The following is a 24,309-nucleotide window of genomic DNA, read 5'->3' as shown; positions in this document are numbered from 1 at the left end:
CGGGCGCCGGAGCCGGCGGCTGCGCCGGGGCGGCGGCCGGGGCCTGGGTCAGCCGACGGGCCAGGGGCGCGGCAAAGGCAGCCGGCGGCGACCGCTCGCCGCGCGGGGCGGCGGCCTCCTGCAGCTCGCCGGGCAGGGGCAGGGCCACCGGCGGCGGGGTGCCCACGCCTCGGGCCGACCCGTCCCGGTCGCCCACGTGGTAGCCGGTGCGCAGGAACTCGATGGCGTCGGGGTTGCCGTCGGCCGCCGCGGCCTCGAACCAGCGCCGCGCCGCCGCCTCGTCCTTCGGCACGCCCTTGCCCTCGTGCAGGGCGCTGGCGTAGTGGAGCTTGCCAAGCACCGCGTAGGGCGAGTCGCCGGATTCGGCGGCCCGGCGCATCAGCTCGGCGGCGGCGGGCAGGTCGCGGGCCACCCCGGCGCCGTCCTGGAGCATCAGCGCCTTCCAGATCATCGCGCCGATGTAGCCGGCGGCGATGCAGCGGTCGAACACCTTCATCGCCGTCTCGTGGTCGCCGCACTTCTCGAACAGGTAGCCCTTGCTGCACACCATCAGGCTGGCGGGCTGCTCGGCGATGAACTCCAGGGTCTGGTCGCCCACCACGTGGGCGAGGTCGGTGGGCTCGCCGGTCTGGGGCACCGGGCCGCCGCAGAACAGGTTGCCGGCCGCGGTCGCCGCGCCGGAGGCGAGCAGCAGGGCCAGCATGGCGGCCCTCATCGGATAGCGCATGGTCAATTCCGTCGGATCGGGGCGGGGCCACCTGGCGCCCGCCGTACCCACCCACTTTAGGGGCGGGCCGACGGCGGGGCAGCGGCATCCTGCCCCGGATCGGGCGGGCAATCTGCCCGACCCGCCCGGCGCCCCCGCCTGGGCCGGATGCCCGCCCGATCGCGGGCAGATTGACCTCGGCGCGGCGCCCCCCGGCGGGGTTTACTGGCCTCGGCCAACCGGCCAGACAACCCTCCACCAGGAGCCCCCCGATGCCCCACACCTTCGACGACAGCGCCATCTGCTGGCAGCCCTTCGGCGCGTTTCCCCACTTCGCGTTCTTCATCCTGGCGGTGGACCCCGTCCGCCGCGTCGCCGACGTGCTGTTCCGCTTCGACGCCGGCCAGCAGATCGTCCTGCACCGCCACATGGCCCTCAACCACACCTTCGTGGTGCGCGGCGAGCACCGCCTCTACGAGACGGACGGCCGCCTGCGGGAGGTGCGCCCCACCGGCAGCTACACCGTCTCGCCGGCCAGCGAGGCGCCCCACCGGGAAGGCGGCGGCGCGGAGGACGCCATCGTGCTGTTCAGCATGCGGCCGCTGCCGGGCGAAATCCTCTACCAGATCCTCGACGACGCCGGCCAGACCGTCGCCGAACTGACCCTGGAAACCCTCCAGGCCCTGTTCGAGGCCCAGCAGGCCGCGGCGGCCGAACCCGCCTGAACCGCCTCAGATCAGCCCGAGGCGCAGCGCCAGCCGGGTCAGCTCGATGTCGCTGCGCACCCCCAGCTTGCTCTTGATCTGGTAGTGGCAGTTCTGCACCGTCTTGGCGGAGATCGACAGCCGCGCGCCGATCTCCTCCGGCCCCAGCCCGTCCAGCAGCAGGCGCAGGATCTCGAACTCCCGCGGGGCCAGCTCGGCCAGCGGCTCCCGCGGGCGGTCGATGAGCGCCAGGGCCAGCTCGGGGGCGATGTCCGGGCTGATGACCTGACGCCGCGCCGCCACCTGATACACCGCGTTCACCAGCACCTCCGGCGGGCTGCTCTTGGTCACGTAGCCCAGCGCCCCGGCGCGCAGGGCCTGGGTGGCGAAGAGCGGCTCGCGGTGCATGGTGAACACCAGGATGCGGGCCCCGGCGTCGCGCTGGAGCAGGCGGCGGATCAGCTCCACCCCGCCCATGTCGGGCAGCCCCAGATCGAGCACCACCACGTCCGGCCCGTGGGCGCGGAAGCGGTCCAGCGCCTCCCGCGCGCAGGCCGCCTCGGCCACGATGGCCAGATCGGGCCGGGTCTCCAGCAGGCGGCGGTAGCCCTCGCGCACCACCGCGTGGTCGTCCACCAGCAGCAGGCGGGTCTGTTCAGTCATGCTCCTCCTCCGCAGCCGCCAGCACCGCCGGCGGAAAATCCGCGCGCACCCGCATCCCGCGGGGCGCCAGGGGCTCCAGGGCGAAGCGCCCGCCCAGGGCCTCGACGCGCTCGCGCATCCCCAGCACCCCCAGCCCGCTGCCGGGGCTGGCCGGCGCACCGCCCTCGCCGTCGTCCTCCACCCGCAGACGGCAGCCGGCGGCGTCCCGCACGAGGCTCACCGCCACCCGCGCCGGGGTGCCGTGGCGCAGGGCATTGGTGAGGCTCTCCTGCACGATTCGATACAAACTTACGGTCAGATCGGCCGGTAACGTATCGATTCCCCCCTCCACCGCCAGCGTGAAAGCGCAGCCGGGCTGACGCCGCCGCCAGCCGGCCACCATCTGCTCCAGCGCCGCCGCCAGGCCGAACTCCTCCAGCCCCACCGGCCGCAGCTGGTGCAGGATGCCCTGCAGGCTCTCCATCATGTGGCCGGTCACCGCCGACACCGCCCGCGCCGCCGGCAGCAGCGCCGGGTCGGTGGATTCGGCCCGCGCCGCGATGAAGGCCGCCTCGGCCCCCACCGACGCAAGGCACTGGCCGAACTCGTCGTGCAGCTCCCGGGCCAGCCGGCGGCGCTCCTCCTCGCGCACCGCCAGCAGGCGCTGGGCCAGCTGACGCTGGGCGGCGAGGGTCTTCTGGAGCTGGTCGGCCAGGTGGTCGAAGCCGGCGGCGATGCGGCGCAGCTCGATCAGCCGCGGGCGCGGCATCCGGGCCGACAGGTCGCCGGCCTCCATCCGCCCCAGCACCGCCAGAATCTGGTCCGCCGGCCGCAGGGCGCGGCGCACCGGGCGGTAGATCAGCAGGTTGAGGAGCAGGATCGCCAGGCTCATGCCCAGCACGGTGCGGATCTGCACCCACGCCGCGCGCCCCTCGCTGTCCAGATCGGGGGTGACGACGAACTCGCCCACCTTCACGCCCGGGTATTGCCCAATCACCCCGCGGTAGGCGAGATCCGGCCCGATCAGCCGGGCCAGCGCCCAGCGCACCGGCGCCGGCGCCGCGCCGTCGTCGTGAAAGCAGCGGCTCACCACCGGCCGCTTGTAGAGGTCCTCCACCGCCACGCAGATGCCCAGCCGCGGCCCGATGCCGTCCAGCGAGGCCAGGGTCAGCCCCTCCAGGCTGCGCCGGAAGGCGTCGCGCAGCTGGTCCGCCTCGCCGGCCACCAGCCGCTCGACGGTGAGGCCCGAGCGGGCGATGTGGTCGCGGATGCGCTCCCGCGTCTGGTACAGCACCACCACCGTGGCCACCACGCCGACGGCCAGCGCAAACAGGCTCACCCGCAGCAGCAGGTGGCGCTTGAGATCCACCGCGGCCGGGGCGGCGGGCGGTGCGGTCGGGCTATGCTTCATTCGGGCAGGGCTGGAGAAGGGTCGAAAGCCGGGGTCGGCCCCCGCCGCGCAGGCGGAGCACCGGCCGCAGATTACCCCATCCCCGTCAGGCAAATTGCCCGAAGCGCCACGGCAGCCGCGACACGCCGGCCAGATGGAAAGCGGCCCTGTCGTCGGCCAGACAGAACCAGCCGCTGTCGAGGGCGCCGCCCCGCTTGAGGTCGGTGAAATCGACGCGCCAGTCGCCCCGCGACGGCAGGAGCAACCCGACTTCGAGCGGTGTGCCGTTTACATCGAAATCGACGTTTTGCGACACGACCGAGCCGTACTTGCCGCTCCGCGGACACCGCCAGCGGAGCGAAGGGCCCCGTGTCACTGGCGGAGGCGGCCTGATCGAGAGCCGGCCCGGTGGCCAGCGTGCCGCTCAGGGAATCATTGGCACAGATGATGCATAGGTCTCCGCCCAGGGCGCAGGTCAGCACATCGATGCGAGCGCCGACACCGCCTGCGAGCGGCCCCGCCCATCCGAACCGGGCACGCGCGACGAGCCGCCCGCACCGTGGTGTTTCGGCGATCCGACAAAAAGTCCAGATCGGTTACACCCGGCTACCATCCAGGCTCGGCGGAACAAAGCCCCGGGCGCACCAGTCCGACCCGCACACCTCAAATAACAATCATTCCCCCAACACGATCATGCCAACCCTCGAAACCCTGCCCTTCGACAACGCCTTCGCCCGCCTGCCGGACGCCTTCTACACCCGGCTGCCGCCCACCCCCTTGCCCGACCCCTACCTCGTCGCCGCCAGCCCCGCCGCCGCCGCGCTGATCCAGCTCGACCCGGCCGAATTCGCCCGGCCCGAGTTCGCCCAGGTCTTCGCCGGCAACCGGCTGCTGCCCGGCAGCGAGCCCCTGGCCGCGGTGTACTCCGGCCACCAGTTCGGGATGTGGGCCGGCCAGCTGGGCGACGGCCGCGCCCACCTGCTGGGCGAGGTGGCCGGCGCCGGCAGCGGCTGGGAGATCCAGCTCAAGGGCGCCGGCCAGACGCCTTACTCGCGCTTTGCCGACGGCCGCGCGGTGCTGCGCTCGAGCATCCGCGAGTTCCTGTGCTCCGAAGCGATGGCCGCGCTGGGCATCCCCACCACCCGCGCCCTGTGCGTGGTGGGCTCCAACGAGCCGGTGCGCCGCGAGACCGTCGAGACCGCCGCGGTGGTCACCCGGCTGGCGCCCAGCTTCATCCGCTTCGGCTCCTTCGAGCACTGGGCCGCCCGCAAGCGCACCGACGAGCTGCGCCACCTGGCCGACTACGTGATCGACCGCTTCCGCCCCGAATGCCGCGACGCCGCCAACCCCTACGCCGCGCTGCTGGCCGACGTCTCCCGGCGCACCGCGGATCTCATCGCCCAGTGGCAGACGGTGGGCTTCATGCACGGGGTGATGAACACCGACAACATGTCCATCCTCGGCCTCACGCTGGATTACGGCCCCTTCGGCTTCATGGACGCCTTCGACGCCGGCCACATCTGCAACCACTCCGACGACCACGGCCGCTACAGCTACCGCGCCCAGCCCCAGATCGGGCACTGGAACCTCTACGCCCTGGGCCACGCCCTGTCGTCGCTGGTGGGCGAGCGCGCCGACGTGCAGGCCGCCATCGAGGACAACTACACCGCCACCTTCGAAGCCCGCTTCATGGCCCGGATGCGCGCCAAGCTGGGCTTTGCCGAAGCCCTGCCCGGCGACGAGGATTTTGTCGGCGAGACCCTCGGCCTGCTCCAGCGCCTGCGCCTCGACTTCACCCAGTTCTTCCGCTTCCTGTCGGCCCTGCCGGCCGAAGTGGACGAAGCCCGCCGCGCCACCGCCGACTCGGCGCTCCGCGACATCGTGATCGACCGCTTCGCGCTGGACGCGTGGATCGACCTGTGGCGCGCCCGCCTGAAGGCCGAAGGCCGGCCCGACGCCGAACGCCAGGCCGCCATGCGGGCCGTCAATCCCAAGTACGTGCTGCGCAACTGGATCGCCGAATCCGCCATCCGCGCCGCCCAGGCGGGGGATTTCAGCGAGACGGCCACGGTGCTCGCCTGCCTGTCGAAGCCCTTCGACGAGCAGCCCGAGTTCGAACGCTTCGCCGCCCCGCCGCCGGACTGGGCCAGCGGGCTGTCGGTAAGCTGTTCGAGCTGAACGGCGGCGCGCTCAGGCCGCAGCCCGGTAGCGCATGAGCCAGAGCAGGTAGTGCCGGAGGAGGTCGTGTTCGGCGGAGCGCGTCCCGCCGGCAAACAGCGGCCCCGCGTCGCCCATCCGGGCGAAGAAGTCGATCACCGCCCCCACCCGCTCTGCCTCGCAGAGCACGTCGCGACGATCGTACAGGGCGGTATCCACCAGCGCCGGCAAGGGCGCCAGCTGACCGCAGGCCAGGAGCAGGATCGCCAGCCGCACCCGCGCGGTTTCACCGCCGCCGTAACGGCCCAGCGCCGCCTGCACCGACGCCACCCGATCCGGCGGGTAGATGCCGCGAATCATCGCCTCCACCACCTCGTCGGGCGGCGCCGGGGTGAAACCGGCCGGCGTGAATCCGCACGCCCGCAGGAGGCGGGCCGCCTCCACGCGCGCCTCCCCGGTAAACAGCTGGGCGGCGATCCGCCCCGCCTGCACTTCGGACAGGCGAGGCACCCGGGCTGCGCCCTGCCGCCCGCCGCGGGCTCGCCCGAAAAGCAGCAGGAGCAGCAGCACGCCCCACACCACCCCGACGAGCGCCTCCCGGTCCATCGTCGCCCCCACCCAGGCCCCTCAGAACATCCAGCCGCCGTGGCTCCCCGCCACGGCACCGGCCACCACGACCAGGCTGACGGTAAGCAGCACCACATGCACCCGCTGGATGCGCGCCATGGTGCCCAGCGGGTCGCGCCGGGCGTGGGCCTGGAAGAGCTTGTGGAGCACGAAGGGCTCCAGCACGAAGAGCATCAACGCGAAGATCGTCCACACCGCCACCATCCCGTGCATCCACCACCAGCCGGCGAAATCGGCGAAGCGGCCCCAGGCGTCCAGCCGCCAGGTGAGCCACAGGCCCGACGCCCCCGCCAGCAGCACGCTCCAGCGGGCGATGGCGGCGAAGCGGTGCTCCAGGCGCTCGAAGAGATCCAGCTGGCTGGCCGCCTCGGCCTGAGCCCGGCAGGCCGGGATCAGCACCATCGTCACAAACGCCACGCCACCGATCCACACCAGCACCGCCAGCACATGCAGCGCCCGGGCGATGGCGAAGTCGTTGAAGCCGCTCACGGGGATTTCCTTTCCGGTTTCGGGGCCGCGAAGGCCGCCTCGTTGTGGCGCGCCGCCTCGTCGGCCACCCACTGCAGCAGCGGGCCGCGGGGGTTGTGCTGCTGGGTGGTCTCGCAGGCGCTCACGCACTGGGCGCACTGGGTGCAGGTGAACATCGTGCGCTTGATGTTGCGGGGCTTGAGGCGCATCGGGCAGACGTGATCGCAGGCGCTGTAGCAGCTGGCGCAGTCGGCCGCGCGGTCGCGGGCGAAGCCGACCACCATCGCATCCCGGTTGCCCATCCAGGCCACGCTCTGGAACATCCCCACCGCGCAGGCGTAGCGGCAGAACAGGTGGCGGGCGAAGAGGAACTCGGCCGACAGCGCCACCGTGCCGGCGGCGATGAAGATGAACTCGCTCCGCGTCGGCGCCCCCGCCAGCAGGTGGCCATACACCTGGAAGGGCGGCAGCAGGTAGGTGAGCAGCACCACCGCCCACACAAAGGCGAAGCCCACCGCCAGCGGCACGGTGATGAGCCACCAGCGCCGGTCGTAGCGCACCGGGCGGCCGTCCGGCTCGCGGGGCGGGAGCTGACGCGGCTCCCACACGCTGGGCTTGCCGGTGGCCCGGCGCATGCAGGCGTTGATCGTCTCGACCACCGAAAAGTGCGGGCACAGCCAGCCGCAGTACAGCCGCCCCCACTTCCACGACACCCAGATCAGCGCCGCGCCCGTGGCCAGGATGGGCAGCAGCACCCGGCCGATCACCCGCCCCACCGCGCCCAGGGCGTCGATGCGCCCGCTGGAGAAATCCTCCAGCCCGGCGTGCCACTCGAAACCCAGCAGCCAGGCGTGGCCGGCCACCAGGTCGTAGCGCAGCAGGTTGAACACCGGGGCGAGGATGAACAGCACGAAGAAGCCGGCCTGGGCCCAGCGCCGCAGCCGCTGGCGGCCACCGTCGGGCGGGGCGGCGGCGGTGCCGACGAGCTTGATCGGGATCGCCCGGGCGTTCATGCCTTCGGCCCGATCAGGGGAAACCGGAAATGCCGGCCCGCCAGCGCCCGGGCAAGGCCGATGGCGCCGCAGAAGATCAGCGTGGAATGGCAGACCGTGAAGTAGAGGATCGCGATGATCCAGGTGTAGGGCGAGCCGTAGCCGCCGGCCAGGACGATCGCCACGTTGGCCACCACCAGCAGCAGCCCGGCCCACAGGCTGGCGGCCAGCGTCTGGCCCAGGTGGTTGCGGGCGAGGGCCGGGGCCCGACCGCGCTCGCGCCACCACAGCACCAGCAGCGCCGCGAAGGCGATGCCGGGGATGAGCATCAGGTTGGCGAGGTAAAGCGCCTCCGCGGCGACGGCGATCTCGCGGCCGGGGACGTCTTCGTCGGAGCTGGCGGCGTGGGTCATGGGCGCAGCTTAACGGCCCCGCTCCGGCGCGTAATTGACGCACCGCAAAAGCGGCCGCCCCGCCCGCTCAGATCACCTCGAGGAGCTTGCCGCGCAGCTGCTCGGCCTCGCGGCGACCGTCGCGGGAGCTGACGATGGCGAAGTACCACTCGTCGAAGAGGGCGCGCATCTCGGCCTGGTTGCGGGCGGCGGCCACGCGGTCCTGGAGGGAGCTGGTGCCCAGCGCGCCGACGAAGGCGTTGAGGGTGTTGAGCATGAAGTTGCGGGCCCGCTGCAGGCGCACCGGGTCGTCGCCCGGCGGGTGCAGCCGGAAGGTCGTCGTCGAGGGCAGGCCCGCCGACGCGGCGACGGGCCTGCCGGCCGGGCCGGCCACCCCGCTCATCTCGATGTAGCCGTCCTCTTCGAGCAGGCCCAGGGTGTGCTGGAGGTCGTCGTACTGGAGCATCTCGCGCAGTTCGGCAACGCTGCGCTTGCCATCCACGAAGATCAGCACCCGACGCACCCGCGGGCTGAGCCCCCCGGCCCGACTGGCGATCTCCGCGTGCCCGCGCTCGGTCTTGGCAAAAATCACGGCCATGCTGTCTGTCTCCCCATCGTCCGCGTTACCGGGTGGCGATCGTTTTTTCGAAGCATTGTAGCGGGCTCATGCCAAGGCGGGCAGGCGGCCTTTCAGATTATCGTCGCCGGGCAAACGCGCCGGTCACGCCGTATAGTCGGGGCTTCACCTTTCTGCGAGCCCCCCATGCGCCCGACCATCGCCCTGCCCTGCCTGTTGCTTGCCCTCCTGGCCGCCGCGCCGGCCACCGCCATCGATGTGGACCTGTCCATCCGCGCCCCCGGCGTGTCGCTCTATATCGGCGACCGCAACCCCGACGGCCGCTACTGGGACGGCGGGCGCTGGCGCGACGAAGCCTGGTGGCGCGACAACTGCCACCGCTACGAGGGCCACAAGAATTTCCGCGGCCGCTGCGAGCCCCATCCGGGCCGCGGCAACGAAGGCCACTGCCCGCCGGGGCAGGCCAAGAAGGGCCGCTGCTGACGCGCGCCGGCGCCGGTCAGACCGCCGCGGCCAGCCGCTGGGCGAGCGCCACCAGCGCGTCCGAGTCGGCCAGGCCGGTCACGAAGCGCCGGGGGATGCCGGACAGCCCCACCTGCGCCCCCACCAGGGCGCCGGTCAGCATCGCCCGGGCGAGGTTCTGCCCGCCGCCATTGACGGCGTGGAGCACCGCCGATTCAAAGTCGCCCGCAAAGCGCGCCGCCAGGTAATACGCCGCCGGAAACTGGTGATACACCGCGCAGGGCATGCCGTACACCAGCGAGGCCTTCCACGCCGGCTCGATGCGCACGCCGGGGTCGAGCGCCGCGCGGGCGATGCTGGAGGGCGTGAGCAGCGCGTCCGGCGACGGGAAACGCCCCAGAGTTGGGGCCTCGACGCCCACCGGCGCCTGCAGCTTGCCGCTGGTCACGGCGTGGAAAGGCAGCTCGCCGGATTTGACCCGCGCCATCAGCTTGCCCGACAGCTCCCCATCCAGGGCGTGGCCTTCCACCAGCATCCCGAGCACCGCGCCGAAGGCCACGGTCATCGCCAGCACCGTGCCGTCGGTCTGGGTGAGGGCCGTGTTGCGGGTGACCGCCGCCGCCAGCGCGGCCGGCTGGCGGGCGTAGCGCACCGCGATGGCGAGGATGCGCTCGGCGGCTTCGGTAGTGTCGGCGTTGCCGCCGCAGGCACCCCAGGGCAGGCCCTCGCCCACCCGCTTGCGCCAGGCTTCGCGGATCGACTGGCTGGTGTAGCCGCCGGGGCCGGCCATGGGCGTGCCGTCGATCTGCGGGAAGAATTCGGTGTCGAGGCGGCGGCAGAAATCCGCCTCGTCGTAGCCGCCCTGCTCCACCAGCGAGCGCAGGGTGAGCGCCAGCAGGATGCCGGCCTGGGACGGGTCGCCGGCCTTGAGCCCGGCGTGGTAGCGGCCGGGCTTCGGATCGGTGTAGCCGTCGATCCACTCGCCGAAGTCGGCGTGCAGCTCGTCGAGGTTGTAATACCAGTGGGGACCGAGGGCGAGGGCGTCGCCGATGAAGGCGCCCAGCAGGGCACCGGCGGCGCGGTCTTGGAGGCGGTCGTCAGGCATGGCGATCTCCGACGCAAAGAAAGTCAGAGCGGCGGCGCTGCCCCTTGTTCCATCGTCGCCGCGAAAAACGTCCAGGCCAGGCGCAGGGCGTCGGGGCCGGTGGGGTCGGAGAACGCCTGCCCCGAGGCACCGCCGCTCCAGGCGTGGCCCAGGCCGCGCACCCGCAGCAGGCGCAGGTAGGGCTGGCGGCCGGTCTTCCAGTCGTGGCGGACCACCGCGCGCCGGGTGCCGCGCGTCACTTCGTCCTCCTGCTCGCGCGGGCTCACGCCGTCGGGCAGCAGGTCGAGCCACAGGCCGGCGGCGGCGCGGGCGCTGTCGAAGGACACCACCCGGTCCGCGTCGCCGTGGATCAGCACCAGCGGCGGCAGGCGCCGGCCGGCCAGGCGCTGGGCGATGGCGTCCGCATCGGGCGAGCGCCGCCCGCGCATGGATTGCCCCGCCTGCAGCGGCGTAGCCGCGCTGTGGGGCGCGGCGCCGGAGTGGCTGCCGACCGCCGTGAAGCGCTCGGGGTGGCGCAGCGCGAGGGTCATCGCCATCGCCCCGCCGGCCGACAGGCCCAGGGCGAACAGCGGCCCGGCGATGCGCGGGTGGGCCGCCACCGCGTGATCGACGATGGCCATCAGCAGCTGGGTTTCGAGCCCGACCCGGGCCTCGCTGCCGAACCAGTTCCAGCAGCGCTGGGGGTTGGCCTCCTGGGCCTGCTCGGGCATCAGCACCGCGAAGCCGCGGGACTTGGCCGTGACGGCCGCCCGGGTGACCGCCGCGAAGGCGGCCGTGTCCTGGGCGCAGCCGTGGAGGAGGAGCAGCAGCGGCAAGGGCTTGCGGGTGCTGCCGCCGGTGGGGATGAACAGCCGGTAGCGCCGCATCGCCAGCGGCCCGAGGCCCCAGCGGCCCTCGTACCAGCGCCCGCCGGTGATCGGCTTGGGGGCGTCGGTGGGGGTCGCCACCCCGCGGAGCACCCGCCCGGCCCGCTCGGCCAGCTCGCCGCCCGAGCGGATGCCCTGCTCCGCTGCGGCCTTGCCGATGCGGGTGGACTGGCGCAGCCCGGCCCGGGTGAGCTTGACCAGCGCAGAAACCAGCGGTGACTTGCGACGCCCCATCGAACGACTCCCGAAACCTGCCGGCCCCGTGGCCGACCCACCATCATCGGCCGGAACCCGCCAACGAAAAAGGCCCCGGAGGGCCTTTTTCATCGACTGCTTTTCAGCTTCATTCCACGCCGCGGCGCATTAGCCCGCGGCAGACTGGCTTGATGCTCAGGCAACCTTCAGGGCGGAGGCGGCAGCCTTGGTGCCCTTTTCAACGCTCTCGACGGCCACTTCGGTGGCCTTCTCGACGCTGGCCTGGGCGGCAGCGGCAACCTGCTTGGCGGCCTTGGTGGCGCCTTCGTAGGCGGAGTTGGCGTTGGCCAGGGCGGTCTTCACGGCCTTGACGGCGGCTTCGGAGCCGGCCGGGGCGTTCTTGAAGAGGCCTTCCAGGGCGGTGTCGAAGTTCTTGCCCAGGGCAGCGGCTTCGGCTTCGACCAGCTTGGTCAGCTCTTCCTGGGTGTCGCCGCCGATCACGGACAGGCTACGGCCGTAGGCCACGCCCTTCTCGACGGCGGGGGTCAGGGCGCCCAGGTTCAGGGCGGCCAGGGCCTTCGGGTCCTTGGCGGCGATCACGGCCTTGGAGAAGGCGACGCTGTCGTCGAAGGCGGTGCGGGCGGTGGCCAGGTTGAGGGTGGACACGCGCTCGACGGCGGTGAACACGGCGGCAACGAAGGCGGAGGCGCTGGTCAGGCCGGCTTCGGCGTTGGACTTGGCGGCGGCGGCAAGGGTCTCGGGGGTGACGGACATGATGATCTCCTCAAGTTTGGGTTGGGCTTGCGATCACCGAACTGATTTCGGTATGGCTCAATGTTGCACCGCAGCAAAAACTTTTGCAAGCACTTTTTGTTGCGGTGCACAAAATTATTCCAGCCACCCCGAAACCGCCCACCGGCTACCCTGCCAGCAGCTCGTCGCGCAGCTTGCGCAGGCCCTCCGGCATGGTCAGCGTGGCCATGTCCCAGCCCTCGGCGGCGAGGATGTCGGTGAGGCAGGTCTCCATCTCGGCGTGGGTGCGCTCCACCGCCTCCATGATGCGGGCGTGGATGCCGAAATCCTCGCTGCGCATCGCCCCGCAGCTCGTCTGGTAGCGGAACAGTTCCCGCAGGCCAAGGATGTGCTGGGCCACCTGACCGGGGCAGGCACACTGGTAAATCAGGGCCTGGTCGATGATATGGGCGAGTTGTGAATTGTCGAAGACAAGGCGCAGGCTCATCCGTTCACTCCTTGGCGTCGAAGGCGTCGCCGGTGAAGAAGAACGCACCGCCGGCGATGTAGTGCAGGCTGCGCAGCGCATCGCCGCCGGATTCGAAATGCCAGCGCCCGTCGGAATACACCGCCGGGTCGGCCCAGGCGGCCACCACCTCGCCCAGAAACAGGTCGTAGGTGCGCTGGACGTGGGGCTCGTCGATGACCCGGCACTCCAGCCAGCCGATGCAGCCGGTGGGCAGCGGCGCGCCCACCCGCGCGGCCGGCAGGGTGTCGATGCCCAGGGCGTCGAACTTGTCGCCGTCGCGCCCCGAGCAGGAGCCGACCGCCACCACCTTCTCGGCGATGGCTCGGGTGGGCACCGCCAGCACGAACTCGCCGGCGGCCTCGATCAGCTCGCGGCTGAAGGTGGATTTATCCACCACCACCGCCACCTTGGGCGGATCGAAATCGAGCGGCATGTTCCACGCCGCCGCCATCACGTTGCGCCGCCCCCCGTGGGCCGACGACACCAACACGGTGGGGCCGTGGTTGAGGAGACGGTAGGACTCGGGCAGGGGAACGGGGATGGGGGTCATGGGGGGTGCGTTGCATGTTGACAGGCGCCCATTCTAAATGAGTCGGCAGGCCATTTCGGCCCTCCCGCAGCCCGCGCTGGCCGCCAAGGGATCAGCCCCGCGCCACCTCGCGCCGCACGCAGCTCGCCGGGGCCAGGGCGGCTTCGATGGCGTCCACCGCCAGCTCGGGCCGGGCGCTGCCGCACATGAAGACATCCAGCGCCGCAAAGCCGTGCTCGGGCCAGGTGTGGATGCTGAGGTGGGATTCGGCCAGGAGCAGCACGCCGGTCACGCCCAGGCCGGGGCCGAAGGGGTGGAAGTGGCCGCCGAGCACCGTGCCGCCAGCGGCGCGGGCGGCGTCGCGGAGCAGGGTTTCGAGGGCGGCGGGGTCGGTGAGGCGCTTGGCGGCGACGCCGGTGAGATCGGCCAGCAGGTGGCGGCCGCGGGGCAGGTGGGCGCTCACTTGTGGCCGCCCCCGCCGGACGACCAGCTGCCGCCGGAGGAGCCGGAGCTGCCGCCGCTCCAGCCCCGGCTGCTGCTGTCGGACTGGCTGCCAAGGTTGACCATGGTGACCACCACGACCACTAGGATGGCGTAGACGATGTAGCTCGCCCGCTTCATGAGTCGCCGCCGAACCTGTCGCTGAACAGGGGTGCCCACAGCAGGAGCAGCCCGATCACCACCAGAAACATCACGCTGCCGCCGTGGCGGCCGAACAGGGCGATGGGCAGGTTGAGGAACAGCAGGCCCGCCGAAAAGCTGGCCGCGAGGCCGTACAGGGCCTCGCGGGGGACTCCGGCCGCGTCGCCGCGGCCCTCGCCCGCCGACGCGACGGCCGCGCTGGCCAGCGCCGGCTTGCCGAACCACGCGCCGATGGCCGCTGCAGTGACGCGCTGGGCGCGCGACCAGGTGATCTCGGCCGCGGTGCGTTCGCTGGCGAGGCTGCCGCGGCCACCCACGTATTCGGTGACACTGACCTTGTCGCCCACTTTCACCTGCCAGTTGAAGGCGCCGGCGGCGTAGGTGACTTCGGCGGTGTAGCTGTCCATGCGGGTGTAGGCGGCGTCCTCCACGCGCACCGCGCTGGCCGAGACGGACTCGGGAAATACGTCAAGCACCTTGACCTTTTGCCAGCCGGTGGCGGATTCGACCAGCCACAGGAAGCCCGCCCCCTCGCTGAACATCAGGTATTCGGTCCAGCCCTCGCCGCTGCCGGTGGTGCGCCGGCGCATCAGGCCGATGAGGGTGTAGGGCTCGCCGTCGATGGTGGCCGCGTCGCCCAGGGCCAGGGTGGTGCTGGCGAGGGCTTCCCGGCGCACGGCCTGCATCACCTCGACGGTGCCGGTGGAGGCGTCGGACACCGTGCCGCAGGCCGGGCAGTTGAGATGGGCCGCGGCGGCCGGACGCCAGCTGATCGACGCGCCGCACGCGGGGCATTCGAGGCTGGCCGCCTTGCCCGGCAGCTTGCCGGCGCTGGCGGCGATCTCGGTGGGGCTGCGCAGGAGCTGGCACTTGAGATCGGCCAGCGTGACCGCCTTGCCGGCGTAGCGGCGCGGGGTGTCGCCTTCGGAGTAATCCAGGGTGAGGAAGCGGTGGGCCTGGCGGTAGTCGGCCACTTTCGCCTGCCAGCCCTCGCCGACGCGGAAGGGCAGCTCGCCCTCGCCGCCGGTGCAGCGGGCGGTGCGCAGGTCGGACGCGGCATAGGCGACGCCATCCCAGCGGTACAGCCCGCCGGGCACGATCTGCTCGAAGCGCGGCGCATCGCCGGCGAGCCCGGTGTCGAGGGTGACGGCGTACTGGCCGGAGGCGTCCGACAGCCAGCCGGTGCCGCCGTCGTCGAAGAGGATGTACCACTCGTTCCAGAAGCCCGCGTCGTAGCGCAGCTGGATGCGCCCCACTACGCCGAAGCGCCGCCCGGCGTAGATGCCGGCGGTGGCGATGCGGATGGGCGAGTAGTCCTCGAGCGTGGCGGACATCTTGCCGGCGTCGCGCACCGCCTCGCCATCGCGCAGCAGGGTGCTGCGGCAGTACTCGCACACCGCCATCGCCGAGGTGGGCGAGCGGAACACGACTTCGGCCCCGCAGCTGGGGCAGGCGAGCTTGAACACGACGGGGGCGGGCGGCGGGTCAGCCGATGAGCTTTTTGAGGATCTCAGCCTTCGCCGAATCGTAGTCGGCCTGGGTGACGAGGCCCTTGTCGAGCAGCGCCTTGAGCTTGGCGAGGCGCGCCTCGGGGTCGTCGGCGGCCGGTGCCGCGGGTTGCGCCGGAACCGCGGCCGGCGCCTGGCTGCCGCGCAGCGCGTCCATCATCACCTGGCCCATGCCCACGCCCGCCGCCAGCCCGGCCCCCACACCGGCGAGGCCGCCTTCGTTCTGGGCCGCCAGGGGCATGGAGTTGGCCACCTGGTACTGGGTGTACTTGCCCAGGTCGCCCACCATGCCCATGGAGATGCGGGTGTCGATGGCCTTCTGCAGCTCTTCGGGCAGCGAGATGTTCTCGACCGCGAAATTGTCGAGGGCGAGGCCGTAGCGCTCGAAGGTGGGCAGCATCGCCGCGCGCATCTTGTCGGCCAGCAGGATCTGGTTGGCGGCCATGTCGAGGAAGGGCAGCTCCGAGCCGCCGAGGGTGGCGCTCATCGTAGCAACCACCAGATTGCGCAGCTGCTGCTCCAGCTCGTCGACGGTGTAGCTGGCGCGGGTGCCGCTGATCTCGGTGAAGAAGCGCCGCGGGTCGGCCAGCTTGTACGAGTACATGCCGAAGGCGCGCAGGCGCACCATGCCGAAATCGGTGTCGCGGAGGGTGATGGGCTGCGGCGTGCCCCACTTGCGGCCCAGCTGCAGGCGGGTGCTGAAGAAGTACACGTCCGACTTGAAGGGCGACTCGAAGAACTTGTCCCAGTTCTTGAGGTTGGTGAGCACCGGGATGGTCTGGGTGGTGAGGGTGTAACGCCCCGGCCCGAACACATCCGCCACCTTGCCCTCGTTGACGAACACCGCCACCTGCGAGTCGCGCACGGTGAGGCTGGCGCCGTACTGGATCTCGAAGTCTTCCATCGGGTAACGCCACGCCAGCGTGCCGTCGGAATCCTCGTTCCACTGGAGGACGTCGATGAACTGCTTTTTGATGAACGAACCGAGGCTCATGGTTTCTCCTGGGTGATGAGAGGCGGTGTCAGGACATGCACGCGGCGTTCACGATGCCCACCACCAGCGACACCATGCCGAGGGTGGCACCGGCGGCCACGTTGTTGCCGGCGAGCTGGTCGGGCAGCCCGGGGAGCAGGCGCGCCAGCACGAAGTAGGCGAGCACCTGCACCGACAGCCCGGCCGCGCACCAGGCGACGAACAGCGGGTAGCTGTCGTTGTGGAGGATGCTGGAGGCCACCGTGAGCGAGAAGCCGACCACCGCACCGGCCAGCGACAGGGCCGGCGCCACGAAGCCCTGGCGGATCAGCGCCCGCTCGCGAAAAGGGGTGACCGCCATGTAGAGGGCGGCAAAGGCGGCCACCATCGCGAGGCCGGAGATGAGGTGCAGGAGGTAGTTGAGCGCCGCGTCCATGGCCCGAGTCCGAATCAGCAAGCGAGGCATTTAGCCAGCATTTCCCGTGCCGGGCAAGCGCAATCCGGGTAGAGTCCGCGCCATGTCCGAGCCATCCCACGCCGCCACCGCGCCCGCCGACCGCCTGCTGATCCTGTCGGTGTTCGTGGTCGCCTCCTGCGGGCTCGCCTACGAGCTGATCGCCGGCGCCCTCAGCAGCTACCTGCTGGGCGATTCGGTGCTGCAGTTCTCGTCGATCATCGGCTGCTACCTGTTCGCGATGGGCGTCGGCTCGCACCTGTCCAGATACGTGCGCGACGAGGACGCCCTGGCCCGCTTCATCGACATCGAGCTGCTGGTGGGCATCGTCGGCGGCGTGTCGGCCACGCTGCTGTTCCTGCTCTTTGCATGGATGGCGGCGCCCTTCCGCACGGTGCTCTACGCGCTGGTGTTCGCGCTGGGGGTGCTGGTGGGGATGGAGATTCCGCTGGTGATGCGGGTGCTCCACAACCGGCAGGCGCAGTTCTCGGAGCTGGTGAGCCGGGTGCTCACCTTCGATTACCTGGGCGCGCTGGTGGTGTCGCTGCTCTTTCCGCTGGTGCTGGCGCCCAAGCTGGGGCTGTCGCGCACGGGTTTCCTGTTCGGCATGGCCAACGCCGCGGTGGCCCTGTGGACGCTGTGGCACTACCGCGCCGAGGTGCCCGGCGCCCGCGGCCGCTTCACCCGCGGGGCGCTGGCGATGGCCTTCCTGGCGATCGGGCTGGGCGCCTCCGAGCACCTCACCCGCTGGGCCGAGCGCGGGCTGTTCGGCGACGAGGTGATCTACGCCACCACCACGCCTTATCAGCGCATCGTCGTCACCCGCTGGAAGGACGACACGCGGCTGCACATCAACGGCAACCTGCAGTTCTCCAGCCGCGACGAGCACCGCTACCACGAGGCGCTGGTGCACCCCGCGCTGGCCACCATGCCGTGGGCGCGGCGGGTGCTGGTGCTGGGCGGCGGCGACGGGCTGGCGGTGCGCGAGATCCTGCGCTACGCCCACATCGAGCACATCACGCTGGTGGACCTGGACCCGGCGATGACCGACCTCTTCGCCCGCAACGCCTACCTTGCCGGGCTCAACGGCGGTTCGCTGTCCGATCCGCGCGTCACGGTCGTCAACGCCGACGCCGGCCAGTGGCTCGAAGACAGCGCCGAGGTCTTCGACCTGATCGTCGCGGATTTCCCCGACCCCTCCAACTTCGGCCTGGGCAAGCTGTACTCGGTGCCCCTCTACCGGCTGATGGCCAGGCACCTGTCGGCCAATGGCGCGCTGGTGGTGCAATCCACCTCGCCGTGGTTCGCACCCAGGAGCTACTGGTGCATCGACGCCACCCTGCGCGAGGCCGGCTTCGTCACCCAGCCCTACCACGCCTACGTGCCATCGTTTGGCGAGTGGGGCTTCAACCTCGCCACCCGCCGGCCGGGCTTCGTGCCGCCGGATCGCTACCCGGTGCCCACCCGCTTCCTCGACGCCGACACCACCCGCGCGATGTTCCGCTTTCCGCCCGACATGCGCCCGCCGGCCGTCGAGCCCAACCACCTCAACAGCCAGACCCTGGTGCATTACTTCGAACAGGACTGGCGCAACGTGGTGCGCTGATGGACCGCCGCCGGTGGATGCAGGCCGGGCTCGCCGCCGGCGCCCTCGCCGCCCTGCCCGGCTGCCGGCAGCTGCGCGGCTTCGGCATCCCGGTCACCGTGCTGCGCCCGGGCATGGATGCCGGCCACGCGCTCCGCGACGCCACCGCCCTGCCCGCCCCGACGCGGGAGATCCGCTGCGGCGTGGCGATCCTGGGCAGCGGCATCGCCGGGCTCACCGCCGCGTGGCGGCTGGCGAAAGAAGGCGTCGACGACTTCCTGCTGCTGGAGGGCCCGGAGCCCCTGGGCAATGCCGCCGCCGGCGCGATGACGAGCCCCTCCGGCCCCATCCCGCACCCCCGTGGCGCCCACTACCTGCCGCTGCCGTCGATGGAATCGGCCACCGTGCGGGAAATCCTCTTCGAGCAGGGCGCGATCGAGGCCGACCCGTTCGGCAGCCACCCGCGCTTTGCCGAGACGGCGCTGGTGCACGCCCCGGACGAGCGCCTGCTGTTTGGCGGGCAGTGGCACGAGGGCCTGCTGCCCACCGACGCCGTCGGGCCCCTTGAGGCTGCCCAGCACCGGCGCTTCCTGGCCTTCGTGGGCGAACTCACCCACCGCCGCGGCGCCGACGGCAAGCGCCTGTTCAGCGTGCCGCTGGTGGCATCCAGCGTCGATGCCGACTGGCGGCGGCTGGACGGCGTGGTCTTCCGCGACTGGCTCGTCGCCCAGGGCTACACCTCGCCCACCCTGCACACCTGGCTCGACTACGTGTGCCGGGACGAATACGGCGCGGGGTCGGATCGGGTGTCGGCGTGGTTCGGGCTGCACTACTTCGCCAGCCGCGGCGGGCGTGCCGCCAACGCGGCCGACGGGGCGCTGCTCACCTGGCCGGACGGCCTCGCCGGCATCGCCCGCGGCCTGCTGGCGCGGGTGCCGGCGGAGCGCCGCCTGCCCGGCCACGCGCTGCGGGTGGAGGAAGCCCGCGGCGGGGTGACGGTGCTGTGCGCCACGCCCGCCGGCGTCGTCCGCATCCACGCCCGGCGCGCCATCTGCGCGATGCCGCTGCATGTGGCGGCGCGGGTGGTGGCGGGCATCCGCAACCTGGGCTTCGACCCGGCCCGCCACCAACCGCCCCAGGCCCCGTGGCTGGTGGCCAACTTCCTGCTGGATGGCTTTCCCGCCGAATCCGGCGACGAACCGCTGGCCTGGGACAACGTCGTCCACGGCAGCCCGGGCCTGGGCTGGGTGGTGGCGACTCACCAGCTGATCCGCGCCGCGCGGCCGGCCCACACGGTGTTCACGGCCTACCGGGCGCTGGCCGACAGCACGCCCGCCGACGCCCGCCAGCGCCTCGCCAGCGCCAGCGCCGACGCGCTGTTGGATCTCGCCGGCGGCGATCTGCGCGCGGCCTATGGCGAGCTGGCGCTGTGGCGGCGCACCCTGGCCGTGGAGATCGCCGTGCGCGGCCACGGCATGGCCACGCCGGTGCCGGGCAGCCTCGGCAACGCCGGGCTGGCCGCGCTGAGGGCGGCAGACGGGCCGGTGCTGTTCGCCCACTCGGATCTGTCGGGCTATTCGGTGTTCGAGGAGGCGGTGTGGTGGGGCGAGCAGGCGGCGCGCAAGGCGATCTGAGCGCCCGGCCGCTGCGGGTCAGCGCGCCACCACGTTCATGCCGGGGGTGAGGTCGGCCTCGTCGATGTAGCCGACGGCCCCGGGCCGGGTCGCCACCAGCCGGATCACCTCGGCAGGGGACGCCACCTCCAGGGGCGGCGCGCCCTTGCCCACGTAGCGGCGCACCGTCCAGTAGGCCGCGTAGCCGGCCTCGTCGCGGCTGAGCCAGCGCGACAGGAAGCGGCTGCGCAGGGGGCTGTCGGGGGGCAGGTCGAGGGGCACGATGCGCAGCTCGCCCACCTCGACGACCTTGCCGGTGTAGATGCGCTCCACCGCCGCCCGGTCGAGGCGGGGCACCGACGGGTGACCGATCAGCACCACGTTGCCGGTGGGCCGCCCCGCCGCGGGGCCCAGGCCGGCCAGCAGGCTCAGGAGGACGAACAGCAGCTGCCGTTTCCGCATGGTCATCCCTCAGCGCGACACCGGGCCAGGCGCACCGCGACGCGCCCTCCGGCATCGGCGATGCAGGCCCCGCCCGGCATGGCGGGCAGGTTGGAGGGCGGAGCGGGCCGGGGGGCGGGCATCCCGGTGGCGGGCCGGCAGGGCAGGCCCGGCGCACCGGATTCGGAGGAGAGGGCTCATCGTCGGAGAATGTTGGCATCCCGGACCGGTGAGCCACGGGATGCCGGCATTCTGCCTTTGCCCGCGACGACGGTTGGCAACAAACTGTTAAACCGACGCCGACCGCATAGCCCGTCGCCATGCCGGGGCGGCCGCGAGGCCGCTCAGACCGTGGCGTCGGGGCCTTCGTCGGCGTCGTCGTCGGTTTCGGCCACGTCGGGCAGCAGGATGCGCCCGAGACCTTCGACGAGGGGGCGAAGCTGGCTCTCGAGTTCGGCCAGGGCGGCCTGGGCGCGGGGGCGGTCGCCGGCCCGGGCGGCGGATTCGAGCCGGCCGGCCATGGCGGCGATGCCGTTCATCCCGAGCAGGCCGGCGCGCCCCTTGAGGGTGTGGGACGACAGCGCCACCGCCTCCCAGTCGCGCGCCTCCACGTCCTTGCGCAGGGCCAGCGGGCCGTCGGCAAACTGCACCCGGAACTTGGCGAGCAGGCGCGGGTAGAGGGTGGGGCTGATCCCGGTGTCGTTGATGGCGCAGTGGGGGTCGAGGCCGGGCACCGACGCCAGCCCCACCACGGCAGGGCCGCCGACGGGGAAGAGCGGGGTGGCGGGGGCGGGTTCGGGGCGGTGGTGACGACTGAGCACGTCGAACAGGTCGGGCAGCTCGTAGGGTTTGTTGAGGCAGCCGTTCATGCCCAGGGCGAGGCACTGCTCCAGCACGCTGCGCCCGCGGTGGGCCGACAGGGCGTACACCGGCAGGCCGTTGAACTCGGGCCGGGCGCGGATCTGGCGGATCGCCTCGTAGCCGTCCATCACCGGCATCTGCAGGTCCATCAGCACCAGGGCGTAGTGGTCGGGCGGTTCGGCGCCGAGCTGGGCGAGGGCGTCGCGGCCGTCGGCGGCGGTGTCCACTTCCACCCCCCAGCGGCCCAGCAGGGCCACCGCCACGTCGCGGCTGGTGGCGTTGTCTTCGACCAGCAGCACCCGCATGCCGTCGAGGGCGCCGGTGGCCACGCCGCCGATCGCCGGCTCGTTGGGCTGGCGGCCAAGCACGATGTTGCACAGCCGGCGCAGGGTGCCGGGCAGCAGCGGGCGGTCGCAGAAGTGCAGGCCGCCCGGCCGCAGTTCGGCCACGTCCTCGTCGAGGGTGCGCGGCACCGACATGAGGGCGATGTGGGCCGGGACCAGCTCGGGCCGGTCGCGCAGGGCGCGCATGATGGCGCCGCCGTCCAGGTCGGGCAGCGACCAGTCGAGGAACATCAGGTCGTAGGGCCGGTCCAGGCCCCGGGCGGCGTGCAGGCTGGCCATCGCCTCGACGCCGCTGCTCACCGCCTCCACGTCGTCGATACCCTGCAGGTTGAGCAGGTCGATGAGGGCTAGCCGCGCTTCGGGGTAGTCTTCGGCCACCAGCACGCGCATCGGCGGCAGGGGCGGCAGGGGCGCCAGCGGTTCGTCGCCCTCGCGGGTGATCGGGATCTGGATGTGAAAGCTGCTGCCGGACCGGGGAACGCTCTGCACCCGGATCTCGCCGCCCATCGCTTCGACCAGCCGGCGCACGATGGCGAGCCCCAGCCCGGTGCCGCCGTACTGCCGGGTGGTGGCGCCGTCGGCCTGGACGAAGTCGTCGAACAGGTGCTCGATCTGATCCGGCCGCATGCCGATCCCGGTGTCCTCGACGGTGAGGCTGACGAGGTAGCGCCCGTCCGCCGCGGGCTTGCCGTCCACCCGCAGGGAGACGTGGCCGGAGGGGGTGAACTTGACGGCGTTGGAGAGCAGGTTGGCCAGCACCTGGCCGATCCGCAGGGGGTCGCCAAGCAGCCGCTCGCCCAGCAGCGCGGCGCTTTCGGGGCGGGCCTCGAAGAGCAGCTCGACGCCTTTTTCAAGGGCGGTGCGCTCCACCAGCAGGAAGGCGTTGGCCACCACCTGCTCGAGCCGGAAGGGGATGGCCTCCAGTTCGAGCCGGCCGGCTTCGATCTTGGAGAAGTCGAGGATGTCGTTGAGGGTGTCGAGCAGCGTGCGCCCGGCGATGCGGATCTTGCTGGCGTAGTCGCGCTGCCGCGGCGAGAGGCGGCTGTGGAGGATCAGCTCGGCCATCCCGATCACCGCGTTGAGCGGGGTGCGGATCTCGTGGCTCATGTTGGCCAGGAACATCGACTTGGCCTGGGTGGCGTGCTCGGCCCGGGCGCGGGCCTCCACCAGTTCCTGGCGGATGTTCTCCCGTTCGAGGATGTCGTTCTCGATGGAGCCGGCCATCGAGTTGAAGGTGGTGCGCAGGGTGCGGATCTCCTCCACCCCGTCTGCCGCGGGAATCCGCGTGTCGTACTCGCCGCGGGCCAGCCGGCCGGTGGCCGCGCACATCTCGTCGATGGGCTGGAGCACCCGCCGGCGCACGGTGAAGTAGCCGCGAATCACGAACAGGGCGGTCACCACCATGCCCACGATGGCGGCCACGATCCAGTCCCGCAGGCGCCCCCGGGCGTCGGCCACCGCCGCGCCGGTGCGCCGGTCCACCCGCTCCTTCAGTGCAGCCACGGCCTGGGCCATGCGGGCGCGCTGGATGTCGTAGTCCCGGCTGTGGACGAACCTGATCGCCATGTCGGGGCGGGGCACGCCCTCCGAGACGAAGGCGCCGGTCTTGGGGTCGTAGAGGCCCTGGGTGGCGGCGAAGGCCACCTGCTCGATGGCCTTCAACGCCTCGGCCTCGGCCAGCACCGCCTGCAGCGCCTCCAGCTCGGCGCCGTCGAAACCCAGGGCGATCATGCGTGCCCGCAGCGACACCCCGGGGCCGGCGTCGCGCTGGACAAAGGGGGTGGTGCCGGCCAGCACCCGCTCCCAGTAGGTGGCGGGGTGGTCGTCCACCACCGGCGGACGCTCGCCCTCGCGGATCGCCAGGATGGCGTAGTAGTAGGTGAGGTAGCGCGGCTCGCCGGTCACCGCGTAGCTGCGCACCAGCCGGCTGAGCATGTCCATCTCGCGCCGCAGGTCGTCCACCTGGCGCAGGGCGTCGGCCCGGTTCTGCTGGACGGCCTGGACGGTATCGAAGGTCGACAGGACGAGCGTCGAGATCGACCCGTTGATCCCCAGGATCAGGAGCAGCACCGCCGAGAAGATGAGGGAGAGCTTGGAGAGCTTCATGGGCGGTCGCCAGCTTACACCGGCGCACCGCTCAGGCCGATGCAACCCCCCTGCGGCGTCGCACACTTTCACTGAATAGGTCGAGCAGGCAGTAAAAAGCCCCCGCCGCGAGGGGGGGATTGCTCATCGGCCAGCCCAGCCCGGGCACCTGGCTCCGCCACGTCCAGTTGCCCAGCCAGGTGCCCCACAGCTCCATGAGCAGCGACAGCAGGAACATCGTTGCGTACAGCCGCGGCGCCGGCCCCCAGCGCAGGCAGGCCAGAAAGATCAGCAGGAGCGGCGGCCCAAGCCAGTCGATGCCCCCCAGCGCCAGCGCGCTCACGCCCCCCACCGCGAGCCAGCCGGTGGCCGTCAGGAGCCGGGCCGGCAGGCGGTCCGCCAGATGAAGCCCCAGCCAGTACAGCAGCACATGCCCCGGCGGCACGAACAGCGGCAGGTTGCCCAGGCGGTAGTCGTACAGCCCCCACACCAGCGACAGCACCACCTCGCCGGCGCTGGCGATGACGAGGCAGGCCAGCAGGCGGACGCGCTGCTCCGGGTAACGCACCGCCAGCAGCGCCGCCAGCGCCCAGGCCCAGACGCCGACCGCGGGCTGCCCCCAGACGCCGCCGAAGCGGTCGACCGCCAGCCCGACGGCGATGGTGAGGGCGATCAGCGCGGCGAGGGCGGAAGGTCGCAGCATGGGGCTTGCAGTCGGCATGAAATGCGC

General features: G+C 71.9%; 27 protein-coding genes. 5 read left to right on the top strand and 22 right to left on the bottom strand.

The genetic code is table 11. From position 1 onward, the window contains the following. Positions 1–727, bottom strand: a 727-nt coding sequence (locus tag ACE3N6_RS06060; RefSeq protein ID WP_374244293.1) for a tetratricopeptide repeat protein, incomplete at its 3' end; no start/stop codon positions are given. Between the two features lie 251 nt (positions 728–978). On the opposite strand from ACE3N6_RS06060, the gene ACE3N6_RS06055 reads away from it, so the two are divergent. Then, a complete protein-coding gene (locus tag ACE3N6_RS06055) occupies positions 979–1,431 on the top strand; it encodes a cupin domain-containing protein (protein ID WP_374244292.1) in 453 nt (150 codons plus the stop codon). A 6-nt stretch (positions 1,432–1,437) separates the two neighbouring features. Here the strand turns inward: ACE3N6_RS06055 and ACE3N6_RS06050 are convergent, their stop codons facing one another. The 3 genes from ACE3N6_RS06050 to ACE3N6_RS06040 all read right to left on the bottom strand — a co-directional run bounded on the left by ACE3N6_RS06050 (position 1,438) and on the right by ACE3N6_RS06040 (position 3,758). Beyond that, entirely contained in the window at positions 1,438–2,073 is a 636-nt protein-coding gene (locus tag ACE3N6_RS06050; protein WP_374244291.1) for a response regulator, read from the bottom strand. Then, on the bottom strand, positions 2,066–3,463 hold the full coding sequence (locus tag ACE3N6_RS06045; protein WP_374244290.1) for a HAMP domain-containing sensor histidine kinase: 1,398 nt from the start codon (positions 3,461–3,463) through the stop codon (positions 2,066–2,068). The genes ACE3N6_RS06050 and ACE3N6_RS06045 overlap by 8 nt, the downstream gene beginning before the upstream one ends. 85 nt (positions 3,464–3,548) lie before the next feature. After that, the gene (locus tag ACE3N6_RS06040) at positions 3,549–3,758 is read right to left on the bottom strand and encodes a hypothetical protein (RefSeq protein ID WP_374244289.1); all 210 of its coding nucleotides are present in this window, start codon (positions 3,756–3,758) and stop codon (positions 3,549–3,551) included. 377 nt (positions 3,759–4,135) lie between these two features. On the opposite strand from ACE3N6_RS06040, the gene ACE3N6_RS06035 reads away from it, so the two are divergent. Then, entirely contained in the window at positions 4,136–5,620 is a 1,485-nt protein-coding gene (locus ACE3N6_RS06035; protein ID WP_374244288.1) for a YdiU family protein, read from the top strand. Between the two features lie 12 nt (positions 5,621–5,632). Here ACE3N6_RS06035 and ACE3N6_RS06030 read toward each other — a convergent pair whose 3' ends face one another. From ACE3N6_RS06030 to ACE3N6_RS06010, 5 genes are all read right to left on the bottom strand, one after another. Continuing rightward, entirely contained in the window at positions 5,633–6,205 is a 573-nt protein-coding gene (locus ACE3N6_RS06030) for a hypothetical protein (RefSeq protein WP_374244287.1), read from the bottom strand. A gap of 21 nt (positions 6,206–6,226) precedes the next feature. Beyond that, positions 6,227–6,715 (bottom strand): hypothetical protein, encoded by a 489-nt coding sequence (locus ACE3N6_RS06025; RefSeq protein WP_374244286.1) that lies wholly within the window; start codon positions 6,713–6,715, stop codon positions 6,227–6,229. Continuing rightward, the gene (locus ACE3N6_RS06020; protein WP_374244285.1) at positions 6,712–7,707 is read right to left on the bottom strand and encodes a 4Fe-4S binding protein; all 996 of its coding nucleotides are present in this window, start codon (positions 7,705–7,707) and stop codon (positions 6,712–6,714) included. The genes ACE3N6_RS06025 and ACE3N6_RS06020 overlap by 4 nt, the downstream gene beginning before the upstream one ends. After that, positions 7,704–8,099 carry a hypothetical protein gene (locus ACE3N6_RS06015; RefSeq protein ID WP_374244284.1) on the bottom strand — a complete coding sequence of 132 codons (396 nt, stop codon included), beginning with the start codon at positions 8,097–8,099 and terminating at the stop codon, positions 7,704–7,706. The genes ACE3N6_RS06020 and ACE3N6_RS06015 overlap by 4 nt, the downstream gene beginning before the upstream one ends. A gap of 67 nt (positions 8,100–8,166) precedes the next feature. Next, the gene (locus ACE3N6_RS06010) at positions 8,167–8,676 is read right to left on the bottom strand and encodes a hypothetical protein (protein WP_374244283.1); all 510 of its coding nucleotides are present in this window, start codon (positions 8,674–8,676) and stop codon (positions 8,167–8,169) included. 165 nt (positions 8,677–8,841) lie between these two features. On the opposite strand from ACE3N6_RS06010, the gene ACE3N6_RS06005 reads away from it, so the two are divergent. Beyond that, complete coding sequence (locus ACE3N6_RS06005; protein WP_374244282.1) at positions 8,842–9,138, top strand: DUF2502 domain-containing protein; 297 nt, start codon at positions 8,842–8,844, stop codon at positions 9,136–9,138. A 16-nt stretch (positions 9,139–9,154) separates the two neighbouring features. Here the strand turns inward: ACE3N6_RS06005 and ACE3N6_RS06000 are convergent, their stop codons facing one another. From ACE3N6_RS06000 to ACE3N6_RS05955, 10 genes are all read right to left on the bottom strand, one after another. Continuing rightward, positions 9,155–10,222, bottom strand: coding sequence for an ADP-ribosylglycohydrolase family protein (locus tag ACE3N6_RS06000; RefSeq protein ID WP_374244281.1), 1,068 nt, complete (start codon positions 10,220–10,222; stop codon positions 9,155–9,157). Between the two features lie 23 nt (positions 10,223–10,245). Continuing rightward, positions 10,246–11,322, bottom strand: a complete 1,077-nt coding sequence (locus ACE3N6_RS05995) for a PHB depolymerase family esterase (RefSeq protein ID WP_374244280.1) — start codon at positions 11,320–11,322, stop codon at positions 10,246–10,248. A 156-nt stretch (positions 11,323–11,478) separates the two neighbouring features. Beyond that, positions 11,479–12,057, bottom strand: coding sequence for a TIGR01841 family phasin (gene phaP, locus ACE3N6_RS05990; RefSeq protein WP_374244279.1), 579 nt, complete (start codon positions 12,055–12,057; stop codon positions 11,479–11,481). Positions 12,058–12,202: 145 nt separating this feature from the next. Continuing rightward, complete coding sequence (locus tag ACE3N6_RS05985) at positions 12,203–12,523, bottom strand: hypothetical protein (RefSeq protein WP_374244278.1); 321 nt, start codon at positions 12,521–12,523, stop codon at positions 12,203–12,205. A gap of 4 nt (positions 12,524–12,527) precedes the next feature. Further along, positions 12,528–13,094 (bottom strand): flavin reductase family protein, encoded by a 567-nt coding sequence (locus ACE3N6_RS05980; protein ID WP_374244277.1) that lies wholly within the window; start codon positions 13,092–13,094, stop codon positions 12,528–12,530. A gap of 91 nt (positions 13,095–13,185) precedes the next feature. After that, a complete protein-coding gene (speD, locus tag ACE3N6_RS05975; RefSeq protein WP_374244276.1) occupies positions 13,186–13,536 on the bottom strand; it encodes an adenosylmethionine decarboxylase in 351 nt (116 codons plus the stop codon). After that, on the bottom strand, positions 13,533–13,694 hold the full coding sequence (locus ACE3N6_RS05970) for a hypothetical protein (RefSeq protein ID WP_374244275.1): 162 nt from the start codon (positions 13,692–13,694) through the stop codon (positions 13,533–13,535). Before ACE3N6_RS05970 ends, speD begins: the two co-directional genes overlap by 4 nt. After that, positions 13,691–15,181, bottom strand: coding sequence for a DUF4178 domain-containing protein (locus ACE3N6_RS05965; protein WP_374244274.1), 1,491 nt, complete (start codon positions 15,179–15,181; stop codon positions 13,691–13,693). Before ACE3N6_RS05965 ends, ACE3N6_RS05970 begins: the two co-directional genes overlap by 4 nt. 19 nt (positions 15,182–15,200) lie before the next feature. Next, positions 15,201–16,217, bottom strand: coding sequence for an SPFH domain-containing protein (locus ACE3N6_RS05960; RefSeq protein ID WP_374244273.1), 1,017 nt, complete (start codon positions 16,215–16,217; stop codon positions 15,201–15,203). Positions 16,218–16,245: 28 nt separating this feature from the next. Continuing rightward, entirely contained in the window at positions 16,246–16,632 is a 387-nt protein-coding gene (locus ACE3N6_RS05955) for a DUF350 domain-containing protein (protein ID WP_374244272.1), read from the bottom strand. Between the two features lie 82 nt (positions 16,633–16,714). Here ACE3N6_RS05955 and ACE3N6_RS05950 point away from each other — a divergent pair, with 82 nt between their 5' ends. Further along, positions 16,715–18,256, top strand: coding sequence for a polyamine aminopropyltransferase (locus ACE3N6_RS05950; RefSeq protein ID WP_374244271.1), 1,542 nt, complete (start codon positions 16,715–16,717; stop codon positions 18,254–18,256). Continuing rightward, a complete protein-coding gene (locus ACE3N6_RS05945; protein WP_374244270.1) occupies positions 18,256–19,869 on the top strand; it encodes an NAD(P)-binding protein in 1,614 nt (537 codons plus the stop codon). Before ACE3N6_RS05950 ends, ACE3N6_RS05945 begins: the two co-directional genes overlap by 1 nt. Positions 19,870–19,887: 18 nt before the next feature. Here ACE3N6_RS05945 and ACE3N6_RS05940 read toward each other — a convergent pair whose 3' ends face one another. The 3 genes from ACE3N6_RS05940 to ACE3N6_RS05930 form a co-directional block, all read right to left on the bottom strand. Continuing rightward, positions 19,888–20,310: a hypothetical protein gene (locus ACE3N6_RS05940; protein ID WP_374244269.1), complete on the bottom strand. Its 423-nt coding sequence runs from the start codon at positions 20,308–20,310 to the stop codon at positions 19,888–19,890. Positions 20,311–20,633: 323 nt separating this feature from the next. Continuing rightward, positions 20,634–23,600 (bottom strand): response regulator, encoded by a 2,967-nt coding sequence (locus ACE3N6_RS05935; RefSeq protein ID WP_374244268.1) that lies wholly within the window; start codon positions 23,598–23,600, stop codon positions 20,634–20,636. 31 nt (positions 23,601–23,631) lie between these two features. Then, on the bottom strand, positions 23,632–24,282 hold the full coding sequence (locus tag ACE3N6_RS05930) for a hypothetical protein (protein WP_374244267.1): 651 nt from the start codon (positions 24,280–24,282) through the stop codon (positions 23,632–23,634). Positions 24,283–24,309: the final 27 nt, after the last annotated feature.

The sequence above is a fragment of the Zoogloea sp. genome (assembly GCF_041904905.1).
Classification (GTDB): Bacteria; Pseudomonadota; Gammaproteobacteria; order Burkholderiales; family Rhodocyclaceae; genus Zoogloea.
This window is presented reverse-complemented; position numbering and strand designations above follow the sequence as displayed.

Excerpts from the sequence above, each read along its gene's own strand:
- ACE3N6_RS06055 (WP_374244292.1), top strand. The coding sequence starts at position 979 with ATGCCCCACACCTTCGACGACAGCGCCATCTGCTGGCAGCCCTTCGGC.
- ACE3N6_RS06050 (WP_374244291.1), bottom strand. The coding sequence starts at position 2,073 with ATGACTGAACAGACCCGCCTGCTGCTGGTGGACGACCACGCGGTGGTG.
- ACE3N6_RS06045 (WP_374244290.1), bottom strand. The coding sequence starts at position 3,463 with ATGAAGCATAGCCCGACCGCACCGCCCGCCGCCCCGGCCGCGGTGGAT.
- ACE3N6_RS06035 (WP_374244288.1), top strand. The coding sequence starts at position 4,136 with ATGCCAACCCTCGAAACCCTGCCCTTCGACAACGCCTTCGCCCGCCTG.
- ACE3N6_RS06030 (WP_374244287.1), bottom strand. The coding sequence starts at position 6,205 with ATGGACCGGGAGGCGCTCGTCGGGGTGGTGTGGGGCGTGCTGCTGCTC.
- ACE3N6_RS06020 (WP_374244285.1), bottom strand. The coding sequence starts at position 7,707 with ATGAACGCCCGGGCGATCCCGATCAAGCTCGTCGGCACCGCCGCCGCC.
- ACE3N6_RS06015 (WP_374244284.1), bottom strand. The coding sequence starts at position 8,099 with ATGACCCACGCCGCCAGCTCCGACGAAGACGTCCCCGGCCGCGAGATC.
- ACE3N6_RS06010 (WP_374244283.1), bottom strand. The coding sequence starts at position 8,676 with ATGGCCGTGATTTTTGCCAAGACCGAGCGCGGGCACGCGGAGATCGCC.
- ACE3N6_RS06005 (WP_374244282.1), top strand. The coding sequence starts at position 8,842 with ATGCGCCCGACCATCGCCCTGCCCTGCCTGTTGCTTGCCCTCCTGGCC.
- ACE3N6_RS06000 (WP_374244281.1), bottom strand. The coding sequence starts at position 10,222 with ATGCCTGACGACCGCCTCCAAGACCGCGCCGCCGGTGCCCTGCTGGGC.
- ACE3N6_RS05995 (WP_374244280.1), bottom strand. The coding sequence starts at position 11,322 with ATGGGGCGTCGCAAGTCACCGCTGGTTTCTGCGCTGGTCAAGCTCACC.
- phaP (WP_374244279.1), bottom strand. The coding sequence starts at position 12,057 with ATGTCCGTCACCCCCGAGACCCTTGCCGCCGCCGCCAAGTCCAACGCC.
- ACE3N6_RS05985 (WP_374244278.1), bottom strand. The coding sequence starts at position 12,523 with ATGAGCCTGCGCCTTGTCTTCGACAATTCACAACTCGCCCATATCATC.
- ACE3N6_RS05980 (WP_374244277.1), bottom strand. The coding sequence starts at position 13,094 with ATGACCCCCATCCCCGTTCCCCTGCCCGAGTCCTACCGTCTCCTCAAC.
- ACE3N6_RS05970 (WP_374244275.1), bottom strand. The coding sequence starts at position 13,694 with ATGAAGCGGGCGAGCTACATCGTCTACGCCATCCTAGTGGTCGTGGTG.
- ACE3N6_RS05960 (WP_374244273.1), bottom strand. The coding sequence starts at position 16,217 with ATGAGCCTCGGTTCGTTCATCAAAAAGCAGTTCATCGACGTCCTCCAG.
- ACE3N6_RS05955 (WP_374244272.1), bottom strand. The coding sequence starts at position 16,632 with ATGGACGCGGCGCTCAACTACCTCCTGCACCTCATCTCCGGCCTCGCG.
- ACE3N6_RS05950 (WP_374244271.1), top strand. The coding sequence starts at position 16,715 with ATGTCCGAGCCATCCCACGCCGCCACCGCGCCCGCCGACCGCCTGCTG.
- ACE3N6_RS05945 (WP_374244270.1), top strand. The coding sequence starts at position 18,256 with ATGGACCGCCGCCGGTGGATGCAGGCCGGGCTCGCCGCCGGCGCCCTC.
- ACE3N6_RS05940 (WP_374244269.1), bottom strand. The coding sequence starts at position 20,310 with ATGCGGAAACGGCAGCTGCTGTTCGTCCTCCTGAGCCTGCTGGCCGGC.
- ACE3N6_RS05935 (WP_374244268.1), bottom strand. The coding sequence starts at position 23,600 with ATGAAGCTCTCCAAGCTCTCCCTCATCTTCTCGGCGGTGCTGCTCCTG.
- ACE3N6_RS05930 (WP_374244267.1), bottom strand. The coding sequence starts at position 24,282 with ATGCTGCGACCTTCCGCCCTCGCCGCGCTGATCGCCCTCACCATCGCC.